23 protein-coding genes are annotated in these 24,748 nt (G+C 32.1%); 12 read left to right on the forward strand and 11 right to left on the reverse strand.

The annotated features are described in order from the left end of the window. Position 1: 1 nt before the first annotated feature. From rluF to FHS04_RS10965, 8 genes are all read right to left on the reverse strand, one after another. A complete protein-coding gene (gene rluF / locus FHS04_RS10930; RefSeq protein WP_106676780.1) occupies positions 2–769 on the reverse strand; it encodes a 23S rRNA pseudouridine(2604) synthase RluF in 768 nt (255 codons plus the stop codon). 2 nt (positions 770–771) lie between these two features. Next, positions 772–1,611 (reverse strand): alpha/beta hydrolase, encoded by an 840-nt coding sequence (locus tag FHS04_RS10935; RefSeq protein WP_221184978.1) that lies wholly within the window; start codon positions 1,609–1,611, stop codon positions 772–774. A 2-nt stretch (positions 1,612–1,613) separates the two neighbouring features. Then, complete coding sequence (locus FHS04_RS10940; protein ID WP_106676782.1) at positions 1,614–1,988, reverse strand: cupin domain-containing protein; 375 nt, start codon at positions 1,986–1,988, stop codon at positions 1,614–1,616. A 55-nt stretch (positions 1,989–2,043) separates the two neighbouring features. Then, positions 2,044–2,595, reverse strand: a complete 552-nt coding sequence (locus FHS04_RS10945) for a hypothetical protein (RefSeq protein ID WP_027880173.1) — start codon at positions 2,593–2,595, stop codon at positions 2,044–2,046. A gap of 15 nt (positions 2,596–2,610) precedes the next feature. Beyond that, on the reverse strand, positions 2,611–4,128 hold the full coding sequence (locus FHS04_RS10950; RefSeq protein WP_106676784.1) for a helicase HerA-like domain-containing protein: 1,518 nt from the start codon (positions 4,126–4,128) through the stop codon (positions 2,611–2,613). Between the two features lie 86 nt (positions 4,129–4,214). Further along, positions 4,215–4,907: a hypothetical protein gene (locus FHS04_RS10955; protein ID WP_106676786.1), complete on the reverse strand. Its 693-nt coding sequence runs from the start codon at positions 4,905–4,907 to the stop codon at positions 4,215–4,217. A gap of 28 nt (positions 4,908–4,935) precedes the next feature. Then, entirely contained in the window at positions 4,936–5,676 is a 741-nt protein-coding gene (locus FHS04_RS10960; RefSeq protein WP_106676788.1) for a hypothetical protein, read from the reverse strand. Positions 5,677–5,683: 7 nt separating this feature from the next. Then, entirely contained in the window at positions 5,684–6,460 is a 777-nt protein-coding gene (locus FHS04_RS10965; RefSeq protein ID WP_106676790.1) for a hypothetical protein, read from the reverse strand. A gap of 166 nt (positions 6,461–6,626) precedes the next feature. On the opposite strand from FHS04_RS10965, the gene FHS04_RS10970 reads away from it, so the two are divergent. From FHS04_RS10970 to FHS04_RS11015, 10 genes are all read left to right on the forward strand, one after another. Beyond that, positions 6,627–7,256 (forward strand): 7-carboxy-7-deazaguanine synthase QueE, encoded by a 630-nt coding sequence (locus FHS04_RS10970; RefSeq protein ID WP_106676792.1) that lies wholly within the window; start codon positions 6,627–6,629, stop codon positions 7,254–7,256. A 67-nt stretch (positions 7,257–7,323) separates the two neighbouring features. Then, entirely contained in the window at positions 7,324–7,872 is a 549-nt protein-coding gene (locus FHS04_RS10975; protein WP_027880169.1) for an HNH endonuclease, read from the forward strand. Between the two features lie 186 nt (positions 7,873–8,058). After that, positions 8,059–9,723, forward strand: a complete 1,665-nt coding sequence (gene asnB / locus FHS04_RS10980) for an asparagine synthase B (RefSeq protein ID WP_106676794.1) — start codon at positions 8,059–8,061, stop codon at positions 9,721–9,723. A 317-nt stretch (positions 9,724–10,040) separates the two neighbouring features. Beyond that, a complete protein-coding gene (gyrB, locus tag FHS04_RS10985) occupies positions 10,041–11,978 on the forward strand; it encodes a DNA topoisomerase (ATP-hydrolyzing) subunit B (protein WP_027880167.1) in 1,938 nt (645 codons plus the stop codon). 205 nt (positions 11,979–12,183) lie between these two features. Further along, complete coding sequence (mdh, locus tag FHS04_RS10990) at positions 12,184–13,110, forward strand: malate dehydrogenase (protein WP_027880166.1); 927 nt, start codon at positions 12,184–12,186, stop codon at positions 13,108–13,110. A 129-nt stretch (positions 13,111–13,239) separates the two neighbouring features. Continuing rightward, complete coding sequence (locus tag FHS04_RS10995; protein WP_181256100.1) at positions 13,240–13,893, forward strand: DUF4412 domain-containing protein; 654 nt, start codon at positions 13,240–13,242, stop codon at positions 13,891–13,893. A 115-nt stretch (positions 13,894–14,008) separates the two neighbouring features. Further along, positions 14,009–14,635, forward strand: coding sequence for a hypothetical protein (locus FHS04_RS11000; RefSeq protein WP_106676798.1), 627 nt, complete (start codon positions 14,009–14,011; stop codon positions 14,633–14,635). Between the two features lie 128 nt (positions 14,636–14,763). Continuing rightward, positions 14,764–17,772 (forward strand): protein translocase subunit SecDF, encoded by a 3,009-nt coding sequence (gene secDF, locus FHS04_RS11005; protein ID WP_106676800.1) that lies wholly within the window; start codon positions 14,764–14,766, stop codon positions 17,770–17,772. A 288-nt stretch (positions 17,773–18,060) separates the two neighbouring features. Beyond that, complete coding sequence (gene lgt / locus FHS04_RS11010; protein WP_106676802.1) at positions 18,061–18,987, forward strand: prolipoprotein diacylglyceryl transferase; 927 nt, start codon at positions 18,061–18,063, stop codon at positions 18,985–18,987. Then, complete coding sequence (locus tag FHS04_RS11015) at positions 18,987–19,502, forward strand: DUF192 domain-containing protein (RefSeq protein WP_106676804.1); 516 nt, start codon at positions 18,987–18,989, stop codon at positions 19,500–19,502. Before lgt ends, FHS04_RS11015 begins: the two co-directional genes overlap by 1 nt. A 23-nt stretch (positions 19,503–19,525) precedes the next feature. On the opposite strand, the gene yidD is transcribed toward FHS04_RS11015, so the two are convergent. From yidD to folE, 3 genes are read right to left on the reverse strand one after another with little or no spacing between them, the layout of a single operon-like run. Further along, the gene (gene yidD, locus FHS04_RS11020) at positions 19,526–19,765 is read right to left on the reverse strand and encodes a membrane protein insertion efficiency factor YidD (protein ID WP_027880160.1); all 240 of its coding nucleotides are present in this window, start codon (positions 19,763–19,765) and stop codon (positions 19,526–19,528) included. A 42-nt stretch (positions 19,766–19,807) separates the two neighbouring features. Beyond that, positions 19,808–21,292 carry a cysteine--tRNA ligase gene (gene cysS / locus FHS04_RS11025; protein ID WP_106676806.1) on the reverse strand — a complete coding sequence of 495 codons (1,485 nt, stop codon included), beginning with the start codon at positions 21,290–21,292 and terminating at the stop codon, positions 19,808–19,810. An 8-nt stretch (positions 21,293–21,300) separates the two neighbouring features. After that, positions 21,301–21,987, reverse strand: a complete 687-nt coding sequence (gene folE, locus FHS04_RS11030) for a GTP cyclohydrolase I FolE (protein WP_106676808.1) — start codon at positions 21,985–21,987, stop codon at positions 21,301–21,303. Between the two features lie 195 nt (positions 21,988–22,182). Here folE and FHS04_RS11035 point away from each other — a divergent pair, with 195 nt between their 5' ends. Together FHS04_RS11035 and FHS04_RS11040 are read left to right on the forward strand one after the other, a co-directional pair. Then, positions 22,183–22,656: a hypothetical protein gene (locus tag FHS04_RS11035; RefSeq protein WP_106676810.1), complete on the forward strand. Its 474-nt coding sequence runs from the start codon at positions 22,183–22,185 to the stop codon at positions 22,654–22,656. A 35-nt stretch (positions 22,657–22,691) separates the two neighbouring features. Further along, a partial coding sequence (locus tag FHS04_RS11040) for a PKD domain-containing protein (protein ID WP_183408375.1) occupies positions 22,692–24,748 on the forward strand: 2,057 nt, incomplete at its 3' end.

Genomic DNA, 24,748 nt, shown 5'->3' on the forward strand with positions numbered 1-24,748 from the left:
ATTAATTTTTACGTCTGTTTCTAGATTGCTTTGCTTGAAACGTTTTTGTCGAATCTTCTAACAGTGTGTTTAAAGTTTTGATTTCATCGTTAGTGAATTCTCGATACTTTCCAACAGGTACGTCTAGTTTTATATTCATTATTCTAACACGTTTTAAGGTTTGTACTTCGTAACCTAAATACGTACACATACGTCTAATTTGACGGTTTAAACCTTGTGTTAAAATTATATTGAAAGTATGACTATCTAACTTTTTAACTTTACATTTTTTTGTTGTTTTACCTAATTCTTCCAGAGGTATTCCGTTAGACATTCTATTTACAAATGTTTGAGAAATTGGTTTGTCTACGGTAACCACGTATTCTTTTTCATGATTGTTGCTAGCACGAAGTATTTTGTTAACAATGTCTCCATCATCAGTCAAAAAAATTAATCCTTCACTAGGTTTGTCCAAACGACCAATAGGGAAGATGCGTTTTGGGTAATTAATAAAGTCTATAATATTGTCTTTTTCAACTTTAGTATCTGTAGTGCAAACAATACCAACAGGTTTATTAAAAGCTAAATAAACAAAACTGTCTTTGTTGTTTTTGATAATTTCTCCATCTACAGCAACAATATCTTTTTGGGCTACTTTTGTACCCATTTCTGGTATTTCTCCATTAATAGTTACACGACCAGTATCAATAAGTTTGTCTGCTTCACGACGTGAGCAGTAACCAGCTTCACTAAGGTATTTGTTAAGTCTTGTTAGTTTTTGTTCTTCCAAAATTAGCTGTTTATAAAGTTTAAAATTTCGTCGTCTATACTATCATGTTTTAAACTGTGTCCTAGACCTTCTGTAGTTTTTAAAGTTGAATTTTTATAATGTTTTGCAATTAATTCAGCTTCATCATAATTTATAATTCTGTCTGATTTATCATGGATAATTAATCCTTCTGCTTTTATTTCTTTTGAAAAATTAGCAGAAGAGAAAAATGCAGGTTCTTTATCGTATCTATCAACTACCAAGCGGTTTAATCCATTTTCAATCTTTCTATTGTAGCTTAACATGTTTACATAGTTTTTGAAAATTTTTGTAAACTCTGATGGTGCGCCAAGTAATACCAATTTTTCGATGCTTTTTAATTGATATTTGTATTGAAAAAATACTGTAGACATACCACCAACCGAGTGTCCAACAATAACTTTAGGTTGATAATGTGACGCCACAACATTTATAAACTCAGAATATAAAATAGCATTAAATTGAGTACCACTAGATTGTCCATGTGCAGGTGCATCTAAAGCAATAATATTGTGGCCATCTTTATGTAATTTAGTAATTAAAGATTTCCATCGGTAAGTGTTACTTTCCCAACCATGTGCCAATAAAATGGTTTGTTTTTCTCCTTTCCATTGATAGGTTTGTATGGTGTAATCTTGGTATTCTAAAGTAGATTGCTCTGCTTTTTCTAAAAAGCTTTTATGCGTCTGGTTTAAACGACCTTTGCGTGGTGTGGCAAATATGTTTAATGCTTTTGTACTAGCATATTTTGGTGCTATGTAGCTAATGGTATTTAGCGATGTGCCAATTATTTTAGGCAAAGCTTTTTTGATTATTTTTTTCATTTTTATTGGTCTTCTCTGTGCACTAAATCCATTGAAAACGCTGGTGTACAAATAGAAAGATACTCACAAGCTACTGTAAAAGGGTTAGAGTATTGTACTCTTGTGTTTCTTTCAATTTTAATAGATTGTCCAGCTTCTAAAACTACGGTTTCGTCTTCAATAATAAATTGCTTTTTACCTTTTATAATATACGTAAATTCATCGAATTCTGGAGTTTGAAAAGGTTCTAACCAACCAGCAGGTGCGATCATATGCGCAATGCTAATGTCTTTACTACCATCTGTAGCTTGTCCAAAATGTTCTTCTATTAATTTTCCATCTGTCGTAGGAACAATAAAGGGACTGTTTTGTATGGTGTATTTTTTAGATGAAGACATTTAGATTTGTTTTATATAAGTTTTATTTTATTTCTATAGAAGGTGAAGTACTGGTTTACCATCCAATCATAAAATGTTTGATTTTTGCTTTGCTAGGTATGTTAGCAGGTTCTATAGTTTTTGTGATGTCAAATTTAAATTCTGCAGGTAAATCGTTTTTATCAAATAAAAACATCATTTTACTTCCTTTTACAAAAACCGAAGCACTTTTAAACGAGTTTTGAATTTTAGAAATTGTGTAATTTTTTTCTATATCTTCAAAAGTACTTAAGTTATTTACTCCTTTTTCTGTTTGATATCTTGGGTCTTTAAATTTTACTATTGAAATAGTTGAGGTGCTATCTAAAACTTGTTTTGGAGTTATTGAAAGTAAATGTTTTCCGCCTGTTTCATAAACTTCTATTGTGTTTACAGAACCAGCAAACTCATCACCAGCTATTGGTTTTACAATTGAGTCTTTAGCAAAAATGATATCTAAATCTTTTATTTGAGTACTGTCGGTAAGCATTCCTATGTTTTGTTCTTTAACTAAAAACGGATCTGCTTCATTTTTACAAGAAGTTGCTAATATAGCAATGGTACTTAAGGCTAATATTGTTTTTTTCATATACATTTTAAATGTTTATTTGATAACTTTTTTTAGTATACCAAAAGCGGCTCTAATAAAAGTTGCACTGGTTAATACTTTTATAATTGGGTTTTGTCTTGTACTTCTTCTTGTAGAGGTTTTTCTAGATGCTTTTTCTTTTGCTTCTCTTTCTTCTTCTTTTGCTTTAGCTATTTCTGCTTTTTCAATTTTTTTGTTAAGCATTTCGTAAGCACTTTCTCTATCAATGTTTTCGTTGTATTTTAAAACTAATTTAGAGTCGTCTAATAAATTTTGTAATTCTGTGTTTGTTAAAACGTCCATTCTACTCATTGGAGCACGCATCATAGTAGCGGCTAATGGTGTTGGCCTTCCTTTTTCGTTTAAAGCAGATACTAAAGCTTCTCCTGTTCCTAAAGCTGTTAATACTTCTGCAGTGTCATAATAATCAGTATCTGGATAATTTTGTGCAGTTAATTTAATAGCTTTTCTATCCTTTGCAGTAAATGCACGTAAAGCATGCTGTATTTTTAAACCTAATTGACCTAAAACACCTTCTGGTACATCTGTTGGGTTTTGAGTAACAAAATAGATTCCAATTCCTTTACTACGTATTAGTTTAACAATGCTTTCTATTTGATTAAGTAAGGCTTTAGAGGCTTGGTCAAAAATTAAATGCGCCTCGTCTATAAACATAATTAATTCTGGTTTATCGGCATCACCCTTTTCTGGAAAAGTTTCGTAGATTTCTGCTAATAAGCTTAACATAAATGTAGAAAACAACTTAGGTTTGTCTTGTATATCTGTTAATCTAATAATATTTATATAACCACGACCATCTCGTGTTGTACGCACTAAATCTTCTACATCAAAACTTTTTTCTCCAAAAAATAGATCGCCACCTTGTTGTTCAATTTCAATTATTTTTCTAAGAATTGCACCTGTAGACGCAGAGCTTATTCTTCCGTATGCTTCTTTAAATTCTTCTTTACCTTCGTCGGTAGCGTATTGTAAAATCTTTTTAAAATCTTTTAAGTCAAGTAAGGGTAATTTGTTATCATCGCAGTATTTAAAAATTACTGCAACGATACCAGCTTGGGTTTCTGTTAAATCTAAAATTCTTGAGATTAGAACAGGACCAAATTCACTAATGGTTGCACGAAGTCTTACACCATCTTGTTCCGAAAGGCTCATAATTTCAACAGGAAAACTTTTTGGTTCAAAAGGTAATCCTATTTTTTCCATACGTTCGTCAATTTTAGGATGACCAGGACTTGGTTGTGCAATACCGCTTAAGTCTCCTTTTATGTCCATTAGTAATACAGGTACGCCTTTTTCGCTTAAATTTTCGGCTAAGACTTGAAGTGTTTTTGTTTTACCTGTCCCTGTTGCTCCTGCAATTAAACCATGTCTGTTCATGGTTTTTAGTGGTACGTTTACATAAGCGTTTTGTAAAGTCTGTCCATTTAAGATAGCAGATCCTAATGTGATAAAATCACCTTTACAGGTGTTTCCGTTGACAATGTGATTAAAAAATTCTTCTTGATTACCCATAGTACTAAATTTGGATAAAAGTAAAGGAAAAAACAAGAAGAAAAAAATAAGCTAATAAGCAAATATTAACAGTTTGTAAGGCTTTATTAGTCCAGTTTGGTGATGCCTATATTTGCAAATCTAGCGTTAATAGTAGTGCCGTTATTATTAATTACATATCTAATAGTTACAACATCATTTGCGTTTACTGGATACATAATAGCGCCGCTTGTTCCCCAATAATCAGTACTTTGTAATGTTGCAACACCTCTGTTTAAATAACCAACTAAAGTGTTGTTTACTTCTAGAGCTAAAATGTATTTAGTGTTTCCGTTAGGCATATTAGGTGAAGATAATGAAGCTGTAAATAAATAATTTCCAGCTTGAGAAATCTCTATTGTACCATTACCAGTAACATTAAATACTTCTGAATTATTAGATATTACATCTGCTGTACCAATTGGAAAGTTTACATAAGTGTTATTTGGTGTAGCTAAAGCATTATTGCTATTTGGAAAGTTTCTGTTAATAATCAATGTGCGACTAGATTGTGGAGACCAGACATTATTTTTAAATACATAATAAGAACTTGTTGTTGTATTATATACCATAGCTCCTTCTAGAGGCGTAGGTATAGCGTTCATTTCTGTACTAGTCATTCTTGGTGGTACAAAAGCACCAGTAGTACTATCTATTTGCAGAACAGATCCATCATCAGGAGTAGAGGTGTTTATTCCTACTTGAGAAAAGGATAAAGTGAAATTAATTGTAAAAAATAATATAATAAGAAAAGATTTCATTGCTATTAATCTATTTGGAGGGATTTATTTATAGTATTTTTTCTATATAAAAATTAGTGCTACCTGATGATCTTAGGTTAACAGTACCAGTGTTTCCTGTTCTTAAAATATCTATACTAATAACATCGCCAGCGTTAACTTGTATAACTTCATTCAGGTTTAAAGTCGTTTCTTCATGACCGTTAGCTCTTCTCATGTATCCAGTAGAAGAAAACGATCCTACTTGAGTGCCATTAACTGAAATATACATTTCTGGAGCTTTTCTTGCACTATTACTGGTTGATAAAATACTTGCATTAACTAGTATTTCATATCTTCCGGTTTCATTAACAGTTACTGTATGATTTACATTGTCTATAACGTAAAGGGAAGTATTATCGTTCCATTCAGCAAGCCCAAAAACAGGTAAATGTATAGATGTATTATTATTAACATTAGTTGTTACATCTACATTGCTGTATTTAGTAGATTGCCCAGGAGATGCTGTTGACGTTGCTGTAATACTTAATGCTTCCCAATTAGGTGTTGCGGATGTATTAGTATTGATTTGAATTTCATCACTATCCGTGTTGTAAATAATCAAACCATTTGCAGGATTTAAAATAGCATCTCTTTCGGTACTAGTTAACCTTGGTAAAAGAATACCTTTTTCATTACTGTTAATGTCTAAAATTGCAGATTGATCAGGGTTTGAAGTATTTATTCCTACTTGAGCAAATACAAATGGTGATAAACAAATAAAGACAATTTGAAAAAATATTTTTTTCATAATTTCCTTATTTGTAGGCTTCAAAAATAACAACTAAATTATCTGCATATCGATCTACATTAATAGTAAAACCGTCAGCATTAAAGCTTACAATTGAAGCAGAAGTTATACCTAAACTATCACCATTTTGGTTTGAATATCTAATTCCTATACAGTGTGAGCTAGAAGAAAATCTAGAGATATCATTAATAGAGTTACCAGATCCACCGACATAAATCATCTGTTGGTCTATAATACTGTTATAATTTGTGACATAACCATTCATAGATCCAAAAGCATTAGGGATTCCACCATTATTATTGTTTGTTCCGTTGTCAGAATCCAAATTATAAGTTTCTACATTGGCATGAGCTGTAAATTTTACTTGAGAAGGCTCAAAAGGTAAACCAGAAATGGTAACATTACCTGTACCTGTAATTCTAAATTTACCAAAATGAGTTGTTCTTCCTAAATAAACACCATTGTCAGATCCACTAGTTAATTGGTTACCAGCATCTGTACTTACACTTGGATTATTGTTTACAGATGTCCAAATAGGAGCGGTACTTATTCCTATATTAAACTGAAGTTTGTTTTCATCAGTATTAAAGATAATAAGTCCGTTAGCAGGATTTGTAATTGCATCTCTTTCTACAGAAGTCATTCTAGGAAACAGTACACCTTTATCAGAACTTTCAATATCTAAAATTGAAGAATTGTCAGGAGTTGATGTGTTTATTCCAACTTGAGAGAAAGATAAAACTGAGGTTAATAAAACTAAAACTAAGATGTTAATTTTTTTCATGACTATTAATTTGCGTTTGTAAAAATAAACTTACATATTCCTTTTACGAAATTACAAGCCCCTTGGTTTCAGGTTTTTCGTTGATTTGTAAGAATAATTAGATAAAATGTTGATTAAGCAAAAATCTTCAAGAGATATTTAGCTATTTGTCTTACTTTTGCACGCTATGAAGCAAGAGATTCAAGATTTAGTAAACAAAGGTTTAATGCTTCCTTTAATGGAAGAATTTTATACCATACAAGGAGAAGGATATCATAAAGGCACAGCTGCTTACTTTGTAAGAATAGGTGGTTGTGATGTTGGTTGTCATTGGTGTGATGTTAAAGAAAGTTGGATTGCAGATTTACATCCACCTACAAAAACTGAAACTATTGTTGCTAATGCAAAAAAATATAGCGATACAGTTGTTGTTACAGGAGGAGAACCTTTGACTTGGGATATGACGGAGCTTACAAGACAATTAAAAGAAGAAGGTTGTAAGATTCATATTGAAACATCAGGTGCTTATGAGCTAACAGGACAATGGGATTGGATATGTTTATCTCCAAAAAAGATGAAATTACCTACAAAAAAAGTTTACGAGAAAGCTGACGAGTTAAAAGTTATAATTTACAATAAAGATGACTTTAAATTTGCAGAAGAACAAGCCGCTAAAGTCAACGATAACTGCATTTTATACATGCAACCAGAATGGAGTAAAAGAGATAAAATGATACCATTAATTGTAGATTACGTAATGGCAAATCCTAAATGGAAAGTGTCATTGCAAACACATAAGTATCTCAATATCCCTTAAAATTAGTAACTTAGCAGCAAGCTATTAATCATAATGTATATTATTAAGTGTGTAAATGTAATACAATATGATTAGAAATCACTACAACGAAAAATGGAAAGACATTGTTTTTGATAATGATATTTCCGAACAAATGACATTTAAAATATCTAACTACGGTAGACTAATAAAAGTAGTTAACGGTGAAGATGTTTTAATAGAAAAACAGTATTCTATAAACGGTTATAATACAGTATCTGTTGTTAAAAAGAAAGGGACAAAAACAGCAAGATACATCCATAAAATTGTAGCTCAACATTTTTTAGAAAAACCTGAAGATGCTAAGTATGTTATTCATTTAGATTATAACAAAATGAATAATAAAGTAGAAAACCTAAAATGGGCAACTAAACGAGAAAAAGAACTTCACCAATTCAAAAATCCCGATTACATTGCTAAGAATAGTGTTATTAAATACTCTAAGTTAACAGAAACACAAGCTATGCGCTTAAAGAAAAAGCTATTAGATCCTAATAGACGAACACGTTTAAAAATCTTAGCTAAGCAGTTTGGTGTTTCAGAAATGCAATTACACCGTATAAAAACAGGTGAAAATTGGGGACATTTAAAAGTTTAGTCTTTTAAAACTCACACATTTTAACTAAAAAATGAAATAGTCTATCTTAAAATTTCATTTTTTATTAATTTTTTAAATTAAAATTACATTTTGTAAGCATAATAAGACTTTGTGTTTTAATACTGAAACATAAAACTAATATTTGTTATATCAATTAGTAATTAACGAATTTAAAATATTAAGATTATGTGTGGAATAGTATGTGCTTTCGATTTAAAACAGAAAAGCGAAGATTTAAGACCTCAAATATTAGAAATGTCTAAAACCATTCGTCATCGTGGACCAGACTGGTCTGGTATATACAGTGATGATAAAGCTATTTTGGCACACGAGCGTCTTGCTATTGTAGATCCAGCATCAGGAAAACAACCATTGTTTAGTCCTGATAAAAAACTGGTTTTGGCAGCTAATGGCGAAATCTACAACCATAGAGAGTTACGTAAGCAATTTGACGGTAAGTATAACTTTCAGACCGAAAGTGATTGCGAAGTCATCTTAGCGCTTTACAAAGAAAAAGGTGTTGATTTTGTAGACGAAATGAACGGAATATTTGGTTTTGCAATTTATGATGTTGAAAAAGACGAATATTTTATAGCAAGAGACCACATGGGGATTATTCCATTGTATATAGGTTGGGATCAAAACGGAACCTTTTATGTGGCTTCAGAATTAAAAGCTTTAGAAGGTATTTGTACTAAAATAGAATTATTTCCTCCTGGTCACTACATGTCAAGTAAAGATGGCGAGTTTGTTAAATGGTGGAATAGAGATTGGAGAGACTACGATAACGTAAAAGATAACGAAACTAGTATAATAAAAGTAAAAGAAGCTTTAGAAGCTGCTGTAAAAAGACAGTTAATGAGCGATGTACCTTATGGAGTTTTATTATCTGGTGGATTGGATAGTTCTGTAACTTCTGCAATTGCAAAAAAATATGCACAATTACGTGTAGAGAGTGATGATAAACAAGCAGCATGGTATCCGCAATTACATAGTTTTTCTGTTGGATTAGAAGGCTCTCCAGATTTAGCAGCAGCACAAAAAGTAGCAGATCATATTGGTACTGTACATCACGAAATTAAATTCACAATTCAAGAAGGTTTAGATGCCATAAAAGATGTGATTTATAACATAGAAACCTACGATATTACCACTATTCGCTCTTCAACACCAATGTATTTAATGGCAAGAGTAATTAAATCTATGGGAATCAAAATGGTACTTTCGGGTGAAGGAGCAGACGAGATTTTTGGTGGTTATTTATACTTTCATAAAGCACCAAATGCAAAAGAGTTTCATGAAGAAACTGTTCGCAAAATAGACAAATTACATATGTATGATTGTTTGCGAGCAAACAAAAGTTTAGCTGCTTGGGGTATTGAAGGACGTGTTCCATTTTTAGATAAAGAATTTATGGACGTAGCGATGAGTTTAAATCCAAAAGACAAAATGATTAATGGAGAACGTATGGAAAAATGGATTATCCGTAAAGCGTTTGAAGATATGTTACCAGAAAGCGTTGCGTGGAGACAAAAAGAACAATTTAGTGACGGTGTTGGTTACAGCTGGATAGATACTTTAAAAGAAGTAGTAGAAAGAGAAGTAAGTGACGAGCAGATGGAAAATGCAAAATACCGTTTCCCAATCCAAACACCGCAAAACAAAGAAGAGTTTTATTATCGTTCTATTTTTGAAGAACACTTCCCAAGTGATGCTGCAGCATTAAGTGTACCACAAGAGGCAAGCGTAGCATGTAGTACAGCAACAGCTTTAGAATGGGATGAAGCATTTAAAAAAATGAATGAACCATCAGGAAGAGCAATAGCAAACGTTCACAACTCAGCATATTAATAAATAAAAGTATAGAATATTAATTATTTTTAGCTCCAAAATCTCGCTTCTGCGGGATTTTGTGTTTTTTTGAAAAAAATGAAATAAAAAAAATGACTAAAATCCATTTTAAGACACTTTTTAGCGCTTTTAAGACGTTTTTAGGTTTTTAACAATTGTTGATAATTTTAAGGCTAAGTAGATAAAAAAGCTTGAAAAAGGGCTTTTATTTCGTATATTTGTTTGTACTCATAAGAGGCGCTAAAGCGTCTTTTTTTATGTGTATAACTTTCTTTTAGAAGAAAATTTAAAAAAGCAAATAACTAATAATTCGATATATGAGCGAAGAAAATAAAAAACAGTATTCCGCAGACAGTATTCAGGCATTAGAAGGAATGGAGCACGTACGTATGCGTCCTTCAATGTATATTGGAGATGTTGGAGTACGAGGTTTACACCACCTAGTGTACGAGGTTGTGGACAACTCGATTGATGAGGCTTTAGCAGGACACTGTAACAATATTACAGTAACTATTAACGAAGACAACTCGATTACAACAGAAGATGACGGACGTGGTATTCCTGTAGATATTCATAAAAAAGAAGGGATTTCTGCGTTAGAAGTTGTAATGACAAAAATTGGAGCTGGTGGTAAGTTTGATAAAGACTCATACAAAGTATCAGGTGGTTTACATGGTGTAGGTGTAAGTTGTGTTAACGCATTATCAGAACACTTAAAAGCAACAGTACATCGTGATGGTAAAATATGGGAGCAAGAATACGAAAGAGGAAAAACACTTTATCCTGTAAAAGCTGTTGGAGATACAGATAAAAGAGGTACAATTGTAACCTTTAAACCAGATCCAGAAATATTTAAACAAACATTAGAGTATAGTTATGATACTTTAGCTAGCCGTTTACGTGAGTTGGCTTACTTAAACAAAGGAATAACTATTCATTTAATAGATAAACGTGCCAAAAAAGAAGATGGTAATTTTGAGGGAGAAACATTCCATTCAGAAGAAGGTCTTAAAGAGTTTATCAAGTTTTTAGATGGAAATAGAGAGCCTTTAATGCAAGAGGCTATTTCTTTTGAAGGTGAAAAAAATGGAGTGCCTGTTGAGGTTGCCATGATTTACAACACAAGTTATGCCGAGAATTTACACTCTTACGTAAATAATATTAATACACACGAAGGTGGTACACATTTATCAGGTTTTCGTCGTGGATTAACACATACCCTAAAAAAATATGCAGATGAATCTGGAATGTTGGATAAATTAAAATTTGACATTGCAGGAGACGATTTCCGTGAAGGACTTACAGCTATTGTTTCTGTTAAAGTAGCAGAACCACAATTTGAAGGTCAAACAAAAACAAAATTAGGTAACCGTGAAGTTTCTGCATCTGTAAGTCAAGCAGTGTCAGAAATGTTAACCGATTATCTAGAAGAACATCCAGATACAGCCAAAACCATAGTGCAAAAAGTGATTTTAGCAGCTCAAGCACGTCACGCTGCTCAAAAAGCGCGCGAAATGGTACAGCGTAAAACAGTAATGAGTATTGGTGGATTACCTGGTAAATTATCAGACTGTTCAGAGCAAGATCCAGCACAATGTGAAGTGTTTCTTGTTGAGGGAGATTCGGCAGGTGGTACTGCAAAACAAGGAAGAGATAGAAAGTTTCAAGCTATTCTACCATTAAGAGGTAAAATCTTAAACGTAGAAAAAGCAATGACACATAAAGTTTTTGAAAACGAAGAAATTAAAAACATTTTCACAGCTTTAGGTGTAACTATAGGTACAGAAGAAGATAGTAAAGCCTTAAATCTTTCTAAATTAAGATATCATAAGATTGTAATTATGTGTGATGCCGATATTGATGGTAGTCACATTGCAACATTAATCTTGACATTTTTCTTTAGATACATGAAAGAATTAATCGAAGCTGGTCACGTATACATAGCAACGCCGCCACTTTACTTAATTAAAAAAGGTGCTAAGAAACAATATGCTTGGAATGATAAAGAACGTGATGCAATCGTTAAAGAATTTGGTGAATCTTCAAAAATCCAAAGATATAAAGGTCTTGGAGAGATGAATGCAGAACAACTTTGGGATACAACAATGAATCCAGAATTTAGAACATTACGTCTAGTACAAATAGATAATGGTACAGAAGCAGATCGAGTATTTTCTATGCTAATGGGAGATGAAGTTCCGCCACGTAGAGAATTTATAGAGAAGAATGCTATTTATGCAAATATAGATGCTTAATTAGATATTTAAATGAATATTAAAAACACCTGAAAATTATATTTCAGGTGTTTTTTTTATTTTATACAAAATAATTTTCGGTAGAAGTTAACAGATTAGTTTTAAGCTTAATTTAATCTAATATTTTGATGTTTTCGGTTAATTCTTCGGGTTAAATTGTTAAATTTGTAGGATAAATTAATTAACACAATTAAAAATATATAACATGAAAGTAACAGTAGTTGGTGCAGGTGCAGTTGGTGCAAGTTGTGCAGAGTATATTGCTATTAAAAACTTCGCTTCAGAAGTTGTTTTATTAGACATTAAAGAAGGTTTTGCAGAAGGTAAAGCAATGGATTTAATGCAAACAGCATCTTTAAATGGTTTTGATACAAAAATTACAGGTGTAACAAACGATTATTCTAAAACAGCAGATAGTGATATTTGTGTAATTACATCAGGTATACCTCGTAAGCCAGGTATGACTCGTGAAGAGTTAATAGGCATCAACGCTGGTATTGTTAAGTCTGTATCTTCTAGTCTTATAGAGCAATCTCCTAATACGATCATAATTGTAGTTAGTAACCCAATGGATACTATGACTTACTTAGTACACAAAACTACAGATTTACCAAAAAACAGAATTATCGGTATGGGTGGAGCTTTAGATTCTGCACGTTTCAAGTATAGACTAGCAGAAGCTTTAGAATGTCCAATTAGCGATGTAGACGGTATGGTAATTGGAGGACATTCAGATAAAGGTATGGTGCCATTAACATCTCATGCTACAAGAAATAGTATTAAGGTTTCAGAATTTATTTCAGAAGAAAGATTAAATCAAGTAAAAGAAGATACTAAAGTAGGAGGAGCAACATTAACAAAGTTATTAGGGACTTCTGCATGGTATGCACCAGGAGCAGCTGTATCTGGATTAGTTCAAGCAATTGCTTGTGACCAAAAGAAAATGTTCCCATGTTCAACTTTATTAGATGGAGAATACGGATTAAATGACTTATGTATTGGTGTGCCAGTAATTTTAGGACGCAACGGAATTGAAAAAGTTGTAGAGATTGAACTTAGCGATGCAGAAAAAGCACATATGAAAGAAAGTGCAGAAGGTGTGTCTAAAACTAATGGTTTATTAGAATTATAAGATTTTATTAAATAATACAACTAAGCCTCATAAAGTTTTTACTTTATGAGGCTTTTTTATTTTATAAAATCTGTATTAATTAAAAACAATTTCAGTACATTACAACATTCAATAATTAAAAATAAAATAATGAAAAAATTAATTTTTATACTTCTAGCATCATTCAGTTTAGTAAGTGTTGCTCAAGAAGAATTAAAAGAAGGAGTAATCTCTTCAAAAATGACAATGTCTAGTGATAATGCAGAGATGAATTCGCAATTACAAATGATGGGCGAAACTAAAATTACGACATATTTTACAGAAGATAGAGTAAGAGCAGAAACTAGTAGTCCAATGTCTGGTGAGTCTATTACAATAGTAGATAAGCAAAAAGAAAAAGTTTTAACCTTAATAAGCTCTCCAATGTACGGTAAAAAATATACAATGACCGATTATGAAGCACCAGAAGACTTAGGCGATGATATTAAAATTACTAAAGGAGATCAAACAAAAACTATTTTAGGATATGATTGCCAACAGTACAATGTAACAATGAAGGCTGATGGTGTAGATATGACTATGGAGATATTTGCTACAGATCAAATTAAAGCTCAGACTCAAGAAACGTCTCAGTTTGGAGACGAGTTAGATGGTTTTCCTTTATTTATGAAAATAAACGTACTTCAGCAAGGTATGAAAATGACCTTGTTGTACGATGTTACAGAAGTTAAAAGCGAAGCTGTACCAAATAACATGTTCGATTTAACTCCACCAGAAGGTTATTCTAAAATGGAGGATCAGTAAAGATTTATTTTATAAAATTTAAATAAAAAAAGAGTAACATTCGTTGCTCTTTTTTATTTGTAAAAAACCTCAAAATCAGCCTTTTTAAAGACTTAATTTTTTATATTTGGCACTTATGAAAACAAAATGGTACATCAGTGCTCTAATTGTTGTTCTAGCTGTATTTGGAGTTTTACAAAACCAAGCTTCTTTACCAAATCAAGAAGTACATATTCGTTTTGAAGATCAAACAGTAACGTTAGAACAATCAGAACAAACAATTGCTTTAATACAAGAGCAATTGGAGGCTATTGATGTTACTAATATAGTTGTAGAAAAGGACGCTAATAAACAATTAAAAATAAGTTATCACAGTAAGTTAGATGTTGTTGTTATTAAGTCTTTACTTTCAAAAGCATTACAGATAGAAATAGCATCAGGCTATTTAAATCTAGAAGAAAACCAAAGTAATCTACCTAAAAAAACTAGCAAAAAAGGATTTGATTTTGATGTTTATGAGATTAAAACGTCTTCAAAAAATCAAAATAATTCTGCTGGAAAAAGTATAATTGTAACTAAGCAAGATTACGATCGTTCTTCTAATACAAATCTTCCGTTTTACTTAGATGATTTTGTAGCAATCGATTTTCTTAATATTTCGGTTTTAAAACAAAATATTTCAAGTCAATACCATTTGACTTTTAGTAATAAAACTTACACTATACCAGAGGTTAGAGCTGGACCTTTTTCATTTCAATCTTAATAAAAAAAGGAATTCAACCTTAAAAGCTTTTCAGCTTAATAAAATCATTTTAAACATTATAATTGTCAATTATTAAGGGAAAAATTATATTTGCCCGATTTATAAAATTGACCAAAAATTAACAAACAATGCAAAACAAAGGATTAATAAAACTATTTGCAGTTTTATTTGGATTGGTAAGTATTTACCAGCTGTCTTTCACATTTAAAAATAATGCGGTAGAGAGCGAAGCTACACAGATAGCAGAACAAAAAATAGATGCGTCTGCAGAGGATCGTAGCGCAAAAGTAAACGAATATGCAGCAAGATATTTAGACTCTTTAGCAACATCTAAAGAAAGTGTTTTCTTAGGAAGCGATTACGTTGGAGTTAAAGAAAACTCAATGAAGTTAGGTCTTGACCTTAAAGGAGGTTTAGAGGCTATCTTACAAATTTCTGTAAAAGACATCTTAATTGGTCTTGCAGACGGAAGTACAGATCCAACTTTTAGAAAAGCATTAGATGATGCAGATGAAATTCAGAAAAATAGCCAAAATACATATTTAGAAGATTTCTTTGTTGCTTTTGACGCTATCAAAGGAGATAAAAAATTAGCATCTCCAGATATTTTTGCAACACGTTCTTTAGTAGGAGAGATTGATCTTAATATGTCTGATGACGAGACTAAAGTGGTTTTAGAAACAAAAATAGACGAGTCTATTGTTTCTGCTTTTGAAGTATTACGTAAGCGTATTGACGAGTTTGGTGTAACGTCTCCAAACATCCAACGTTTAGGTAACTCTGGTCGTGTATTATTAGAATTACCAGGTGTTAAAGATGTAGAAAGAGCTACAGATTTAATAACAACTACAGCGCAATTAGAGTTTTGGTATGGTTCAAACTCTCAATTATTTAGTCAATTTTTACTTGATGCTAATGAAGTGTTGAAAGCAAAAGAAGGAGAAGCTAAAGCAGATCAAGCTACTGCAGATGAAGAAGAGATGACTGAAGAAGAGCAAGCTATTGCAGACTTAACAGGAGAAGAAGATGAAACAGTTGTAGAAAGCAATCCTTTATTAGATCTTTTTGTTGGTCCTGGTTTTGGGGCAACTTTAGCACAAGTTAGAGTAGAAGATAAAGAGCAGGTAGCTAAACTTTTAGCTATGCCAGAGGTAAGAGCAAAATTACCTGCAGAGTTACGTTACACAAAATTTGTATTTGGTAAAGTAGCAGAAGATAGTGAAGTTGTAGACTTATATGTTTTACAAGGTAACAGAGATGGAGAGCCACCATTAAGTGGTGCAGTAGTTACAGACGCGCGTCAAACTTACAACCAAGCAAACAAAGTTGTTGTAAGTATGCAAATGAACAGTAAAGGAGCTAAGATTTGGGAAGAAATGACCGGAGAAGCTTACAAAACTCAAGGTCAAATTGCAGTAGTTTTAGATAACACAGTATACTCTGCACCTACAGCTTCTAACGGAGCAATTGCTGGTGGAAGTACAGAAATTTCTGGAGACTTTACTTTAAGAGAAGCAACAGATTTAGCTAACGTTTTACGTGCTGGTAAATTACCTGCAAAAGCAGATATTATTCAAAGTAGTATAGTTGGTCCATCTTTAGGACAAGAAGCTATTGATAGTGGTACAATGTCTTTTGGTATTGCTTTAGCGTTAGTATTATTATGGATGGTTTTCTATTACGGTAAAGCTGGTATATTCTCAGATATCGCAATGTTATTCAATATCTTATTAATCTTCGGAATTTTATCGGGTATTGGTGCAGTGTTAACGTTACCTGGTATTGCTGGTATCGTATTAACAATAGGTATGTCGGTAGATGCTAACGTTCTTATTTTTGAACGTATTAGAGAAGAATTAAGTAAAGGTAAAGATCAAAAATCTGCAATTAATGACGGATTTAGTAATGCTTTATCGTCAATCTTAGATGCTAACATTACTACAGGTTTAACAGCATTAATCTTATTTGTATTTGGTACAGGACCAATTAAAGGTTTTGCAACTACATTATTAATAGGTATAGGTACATCTTTATTTACAGCAATTTTTATTACTAGATTATTAATTGACTGGTATGTAAATAAAGGAGGGAAATTAGATTTCTCTACAGGTGTAACTAAAAACTTGTTCAGAAACATTAATATCGAGTTCCTTAAAAAGCGTAAAGTAGCTTATATTATTTCTGGAGCTTTATTAATTGCAAGTTTAGGGTCTTTATTTACTAATGGGTTAGATCAAGGTATTGACTTTGTTGGAGGACGTACAACACAAGTACGTTTTGCAGAGCCAGTTAGCGCTGTTGAGGTAGAAGAAGCTTTAGCAACACCAGAAGTATTTGGAAGTGCATCTGTAAAAACTGTAGGAGACGAGAATAACTTAAAAATCTCTACAAAATATAAGATTAACGAAACTGCTAACGAAGTAGACGAAGAAGTAAGAGAAAAACTATATAACGCTTTACAGCCATATTTAAACGGTCAATCTTTTGAAGAGTTTAAAGACCTTTCTAAAGCAGACAAGCAAATAGGAATTATGGATCAATACAAAGTAAGTCCATCAATCGCAGATGATATTAAACAAGCATCATTCTGGGCTGTATTAGGATCTTTAGTAGTGGTATTCTTATATATCTTATTCCGTTTTAAAAGATGGCAATTCTCTCTTGGTGCAGTAGCGGCTGTTTTCCATGATGTTATTATTGTATTAGGTGTATTCTCATTAACATACAAGTTTATGCCATTCTCAATGGAAATTGATCAAGCATTTATTGCAGCAATTCTTACCGTAATCGGTTACTCGTTAAACGATACCGTGGTAGTATTTGACCGTATTCGTGAGTTCTTTAACGAGCATACCAACTGGCCATTTACAGAAGTAATTGACAAATCATTAAGCAGCACATTAAGCCGTACATTAAACACCTCTTTAACAACATTAGTAGTGTTATTAGCTATCTTTATTTTTGGTGGCGAATCAATTAGAGGATTTATGTTTGCCTTAATCGTAGGTGTAATTGTAGGTACATATTCATCATTATTTATCGCAACACCAATCATGTTTGATACTGCTAAAAAAGGAGGCGCAGCAGACGCTTTAAAAAAGAAAGAAGAAGTAATTGATGAGACTGTTGTAAAATAGTCCTTCAAACTCCAAATAATAAAAAAGCCTTTTTGCATTAGTAAAAAGGCTTTTTTTATGCAATTACTTTGGGCGTTACCCACTTTTGCTTTAGGGCAAAAGTGCGTCGGGCTTTCGCTAGTCGCAATCAAAGATGTGCTCCAACAATAGCTCAATCCCTAACGCATAGATCAACTTAATCTTAAGCCTAATAAATATAAATTAAAAATCAATTAATTAATAAACCTGCGTTAATTCTATTTATAACTAAAGCATAAATACTATATTTACAATCGCAAAAAAAATAGTATGTACGCATTAAAATTTGACTGGAATCCAATAACAGGAATAGATATAGCAGGAAACTTCAAAATTCATTTTTATAGTTTAATGTGGATTATAGCATTTGTTTTAGGACATAAAATAATGAGCTATATCTTTAAGCGCGAAAAAATAAAATTAGAATATCTTGATCCTTTATTTATTTACACAGTTTTAGCTACTATGTTAGGTGCAAGATTAGGTCATGTTATATTTTACCAACCAGAACTATTTAGTCAAGATTTTTTAAGCATTTTTCTACCAATACGCACCAAACCAGAATTCGAGTTTACAGGCTTTCAAGGGTTAGCAAGTCACGGTGCAGCAATAGGTATTATTATAGGTATGTATTTATACCGTAAAAAATATAAATACAAATCATTAATGTGGATTTTAGATCGTATTGTAATACCTGTAGCTTCTGGAGCTATATTTATTAGAATAGGTAATTTTATAAATTCAGAAATTATTGGTAAAGTAACAGACTCTAACTTAGGTGTACGCTTTGTGCAAGACTATTATCACAAGTCAGAAATTGTAAAGCTAACAGGTATTCAAGACGTAAAAAAAGCTTACGCAGCAGTAACAGATAACCCAAAATTTGCCACTCTTTTAGAAGCTGTTCCGTATCGCCACGCTGCTCAGTTATATGAGTCTTTTAGTTATATTTTTGTGTTTTTAATTCTGTTATATTTTTATTTAAAAACTAATAAAGGAGAACAACGTGGTTTCTTATTTGGTCTGTTTTTAGTATTGCTTTGGACAGTAAGATTTTTTGTAGAGTTTGTAAAAGAAGCCCAAAATCCAGAACGTGCAGATTGGTTGTTAAATACAGGACAATTATTAAGTATTCCGTTTATAATTATAGGCTTATATTTTATGTTCACTTTTAAACCAAAAAAAACTAATATCTAATGAGATTTTACAAGCCACTAATTGTAATTATAGTTTTTGCTATTTGTATTACTTCATGTAAAGAAGAAAAGAAAACAATAGAGCAAGTTAAAGTTGAATTTAAAAAAGAAGGAGAACTAACTTTCTTTAAAGGTACAACAGATACCATAATTAAAATCTTTGATATAGAGATAGCAAAAACTCCTTACCAAATCCAAACAGGCTTAATGTATCGCGACGGAATGGAAGATAACCAAGGTATGTTATTTGTGTTTCCTGATGTGAGAGAACGTAGTTTTTACATGAAAAACACACGTTTTCCTTTAGATTTAATTTTTATAGATCACAATAAGCGTATTGTTAGTTTTCAAGAAAACGCTCAACCTTTTGATGAGTCATCTTTACCGTCACAAACAAAAGCTCAATTTGTATTAGAGGTTAATGCTGGTGTTGCAGAAAAATTATTGCTTGAAGTTGGTGATAAAATGGACTATTACGAATATAGAATTGTAAAAGATACTATACCTGTTAAGTAATAGGTTAATTTTATATAGAGTAGTTATTCTTTTTCTTTTTTTGGAGGTACTGGATCAAAACCTTTACCACCAAAAGGATGACAGCTAAAAATTCTTTTTATACTTAACCAGCCACCTTTTATTAACCCATGTGTTATCAAAGCTTCTTTAGTGTAATGTGAGCATGTTGGTTGGTATCTACATGTATTTGGTGTAAATGGAGATATAAAAGTTTGATAAACTTTTATAAGAAATAAAAAAGGTTTGATAATCAGTTTTTTCATTGTTAAAAATGAAAAATCCTCTCATGTAGAGAGGATTTAATATTAATTTGTAGTAAAGGTTGTACCGTCTTTACCATCTTTAAGTTTTATGCCTACTTCGGCTAATTCGTCTCTAATTTTGTCGCTCAAAGCAAAGTCTTTATTAGCTCTTGCTTCTTGACGTAATTTTATTAAAAGCTCTACTGTGCCAGATAATTTGTCAGTACCTGTATTAGTTTGAATAGTATCATCTTTTAATCCTAAAATATCAAAAGTGAAATCGTTAATGGTTTTTGTAAGCGTCTCTAAATCTTCTTTAGTTATTGTTACTGTACCATCTTTTATTTGATTGATATATTTTACGGCTTCAAATAGATTGGCGATTAAAATTGGTGTATTAAAATCGTCATTCATTGCCTCAAAACACTTTTGTTGCCAAGCATTAATATCGATGCTACTTTTATCAGAAGTTTTTAATTCTGACAAAGATTTTACAGCTTCCATTAATCTATTATAGCCTTTTTCTGAAGCTAATAAACCATCGTTTGTAAAATCTAAAACACTTCTGTAATGCGCTTGTAACATAAAGAAACGAGCAACACTTGGTGTAAATGCTTTAGTGATATGAGGATTGTCGCCTGTAAAAATTTCATTAGGTAAAATAAAATTACCAGTAGACTTTGCCATTTTTTTACCATTCATGATTAACATGTTGGCATGCATCCAATAATTAACTGGTGATTTTCCTTTTGCTGCTTGATTTTGAGCAATTTCACACTCGTGATGCGGGAATTTTAAATCCATTCCGCCACCATGTATATCAAAATGTTCACCTAAATATTTAGTGCTCATTGCTGTACATTCTAAGTGCCAACCAGGAAAACCATCGCTCCAAGGAGATGGCCAACGCATAATATGTGCAGGTTCGGCTTTTTTCCAAAGTGCAAAATCTTGAGGGTTTTTCTTGTCAGATTGTCCGTCAAGTTCACGTGTATTATGAATTAAATCTTCAAGTTTACGCTTACTTAAAATGCCGTATTCATTGCTTTCGTTATACTTGTGTACATCAAAATAAACAGAACCATTTACTTCATAAGCAAAACCATTGTCAATTATTGTTTTAATAAGTTCTATTTGCTCAATAATATGACCTGTTGCGGTTGGTTCTATACTTGGTGGTAAAAAATTAAAAGTATTTAGAATATTATGAAAATCTACTGTGTAACGTTGTACAACTTCCATAGGTTCTATTTCTTCTAAACGTGCTTTTTTAGCAATACGGTCTTCACCAACATCTGCATCATTCTCTAAATGTCCAGCATCTGTAATATTTCGTACATATCTTACTTTGTAACCTAAATATTTTAAATATCTAAAAATAACATCAAAAGACATAAATGTTCTGACGTTACCTAAGTGTACATTGCTGTAAACGGTTGGTCCACAAACGTACATGCCAACGCTACCTTCATGTATTGATTTAAATTGTTCTTTTTCTCCTGTTAAAGAGTTGTATATTTTAATATTTTGGTTTTGGTAAAGTTGCATGATTGATACTAAAATTTAGTCTCTAATTTGATGTAATCTAAAAATTCGCGTTTAGTTTCTTTGTTTTTAAAAGCGCCTCCAAACTCAGAAGTTACGGTGCTACTTTCAATATCTCTAATACCTCTAGAGTTTACGCATAAATGCTTAGCATCAATAACACATGCTACATCCTCTGTGCCTAAAACGTCTTGTAATTCTTTTACTATTTGAATTGTTAAACGTTCTTGTACTTGTGGTCGCTTTGAGTAATAATCTACAATACGATTCATTTTAGAAAGCCCAACTACGCTTCCGTTAGAAATGTAAGCGACATGAGCGCGTCCTACTATTGGTAACAAATGATGCTCGCAAGTAGAGTATACAGTGATGTTTTTTTCAACCAACATTTCTCCATATTGATATTTGTTATCAAATGTTGATGCGTTAGGTTTTTTATCTGGGTTTAACCCACCAAAAATTTCGTTTACAAACATTTTTGCTACACGGTTAGGTGTCCCTTTTAGACTGTCGTCTGTTAGGTCTAAACCTAGGGTATTCATTATGTTTGTTACGTCTTTTTTTATACTTTCTATTTTTTCTTTGTCAGAAATTGCAAAAGCATCAGGTCTAAGCGGTGTGTCATGACTTGTGCCTATATGGTTTTCGCCAATAGGATCATTATTGTCTATGTTTTCTACAGAGTTATCAATCTTCATTTATATAAAAAATGTGATGTTTAAAATAGTTTGCAAAGATAATCAATTATTAAAATCTAATAGTTTAATTAAAGTTAATAATTAGCAAGTTTTAAACTTAATAGCATTGAAAAGTAAATTACATTCTTTAATTAACATAATGTTTATTAAAAATTTCTTAATTTTCCATCTTAATTTATTATTTCAGAAAATACTATGAGACGTATATTATTGCTAATATCTTTTTTTGCGATTGTTTTTACTGTGCAAAACGTTAATGCTCAAAACAATAGAAAATTAAAAACGCAGCCAGTTAAATATGGAGATAATTTAGAAGCTCCTTTTACTGCAAAAGAATTAGGGATGCTTGAAGAAGTTTATCAAGACAAATTAGAAAAATATGTTTTGAGTAGACCACAAAAAATTAAGGATTTAAAACATTTATTAAGAAATAGATTATTAATTACAAAGCTACCTCATTATAATTCAAAAAGTAAAGTGACTTTACTTTCAACGGTTGGTTTGTTCAATAATTATAATAAAGAGCTTAAAAGAGACCAATCTTTTGATATTAACACATTTAATCCTTTAAAATATAATTTAGAATTTTTTAAAGTTGGTTCTGCGATATACAGAATTGATAATACACAATATTATATTGTTATAAAGGCTCAAAATTTAAAAAAATAATTAGTCGCTAGATTTTACTTTCAAACTACTACAAAATGAAAAAGTTTTTACTTACTATAACTCTATTACTAAATGTTTTCTTTGTGTTTTCTCAAGACATAATTATGCAAACCACAACTGTAAGTCAATGTGGAGGCGTATTTTATGATTCAGGTGGAAGTGCAGGTAACTACGCTAATGATGAAAGTTTTATATTAACTATATGTCCAGATACTGCTGGACAGCAGGTACAATTAGATTTTGTTGCTTTTAGCACCCAAAATGGTACTGATGAAATGACGATTTATGACGGCGATAGCACAGCAGCAAATGCTTTTGGAACATTCTCTGGTGGTGGTGCTTCAGCAAACCCAGGTTTTGTTTCTGCTACACCAAACAATCCAACAGGATGTCTTACTATCGAATTCACATCAGATGCTTCTGCTAATACAACAGGTTGGGAAGCAAATGTATCTTGTTATGAACCATGTCAAACTATTGTTTCGCAATTGGATTCATCTTCACCAGCTCCAAATGGAGATGGATATATAAGAGTTTGTCCAGGAGATCCTATAACATTAAACGGAAGTGCTAACTTTTCTGTAGATGGTACTGGAGCAACGTACGAATGGGATTTAGGAGATGGAAATACAGTTTCTGGTCAAACAGCAACTTTTTCTTACCCTAATCCAGGTGTGTATATTGTGAATTTAAATGTTACAGATACAAATACAGATCCTGATCCATCAGGTTGTAGTAATACCAATTTAATCAATCAAGTTATTCAAGTAAGTACAGAGCCTGACTTTACAGGTACAGCAGCCTCTGCTTCAACAGCATGTTTTGGAGAACAGGTAACCTTAACGGGAGTAGCAAATCAAGTAGAATTTATTAATGATTGTACTCCGCCAGTTAGTGGTACAACATTTTTACCTGATGGTTCAGGAGCAACATACCAAACATGTGTAACAGTTGATTGTTACGAATCTTCATTAACATTAACGGATGTAAATCAAATTGTTGCAATTTGTGTTAACATGGAGCATTCTTATATGGGAGATTTAGATATTAATATTATAAGTCCAAATGGTCAAACAGCTGTGCTTAAAGGTTACCCAGGAGGTAATGGGACTTATTTAGGAGGAGCAAATGACGATGGAACTAATACACCAGGTACAGGTGCAGATTACTGTTTCTCTAGTACAGGGACAGTAACTATAGAAAATGGACCAACAATTACTGCTGGTTCTAATCCTCCAAATAATTCTATTACACCAGGAACTTATCTTCCTGAAGGAAATCTATCTGACTTATTAGGAAGTCCTTTAAACGGAGATTGGTGTATAGAAATAATAGATAATTTATCAATTGATAATGGTTATATTTTTTCATGGAGTATAGAGTTTGATCCTACATTACAACCACCAGAATATTCTTTTACACCAGTAACAACATCAGAAGCTTGGGATTCAGACCCTTCTATTGTTAGTACGTCAGGAAACGATATTACTGTTCAGCCTTCTACGCCTGGTCAACATTGTTATACTTACAGAGTTTTAAATGATTTTGGATGTGAATATACAGAGACAGTTTGTATTGATGTTTATCCAGAAGTAGATAATGGAGAACCAGATGATTTATTTATGTGTAATCCAGGAGCACCACCTTATATTTTTGATTTAACAGAAAATGATACTCCGATATTAGCGCCATCAGCAATCCCTTCAGATTTAGTTATAACTTATCATGAAAGTCAGGCAGACGCAGATGCTGATACTAATCCAATACCAACACCAGATACTTATACGACAACAGCTACTTTAGGTAATCCTCAAACTATTTATGTTAGAGTAGAGTATCTAAATACAGGTTGTTATGAGTCTGAAACATTTACTTTAAATATTACAGCTCAACCTACAATCAATCCAGCGTCAGATATGGTAGTTTGTGATGATCCGAGTAATGATGGTGTAGAGCCATTTGATTTAGAGAGTCAGACGCTATTAATATTAGGGACACAGCCAGCTTCAGATTATGTAGTGACGTATCATAATAGTTTTGCAGAAGCAGATTCAGACACAAACGCATTAACGAGTCCTTATGTAGGCGGACC

The organism is Mesoflavibacter zeaxanthinifaciens subsp. sabulilitoris, assembly GCF_014191595.1.
In the GTDB taxonomy this organism is placed as follows: Bacteria; Bacteroidota; Bacteroidia; order Flavobacteriales; family Flavobacteriaceae; genus Mesoflavibacter; species Mesoflavibacter zeaxanthinifaciens.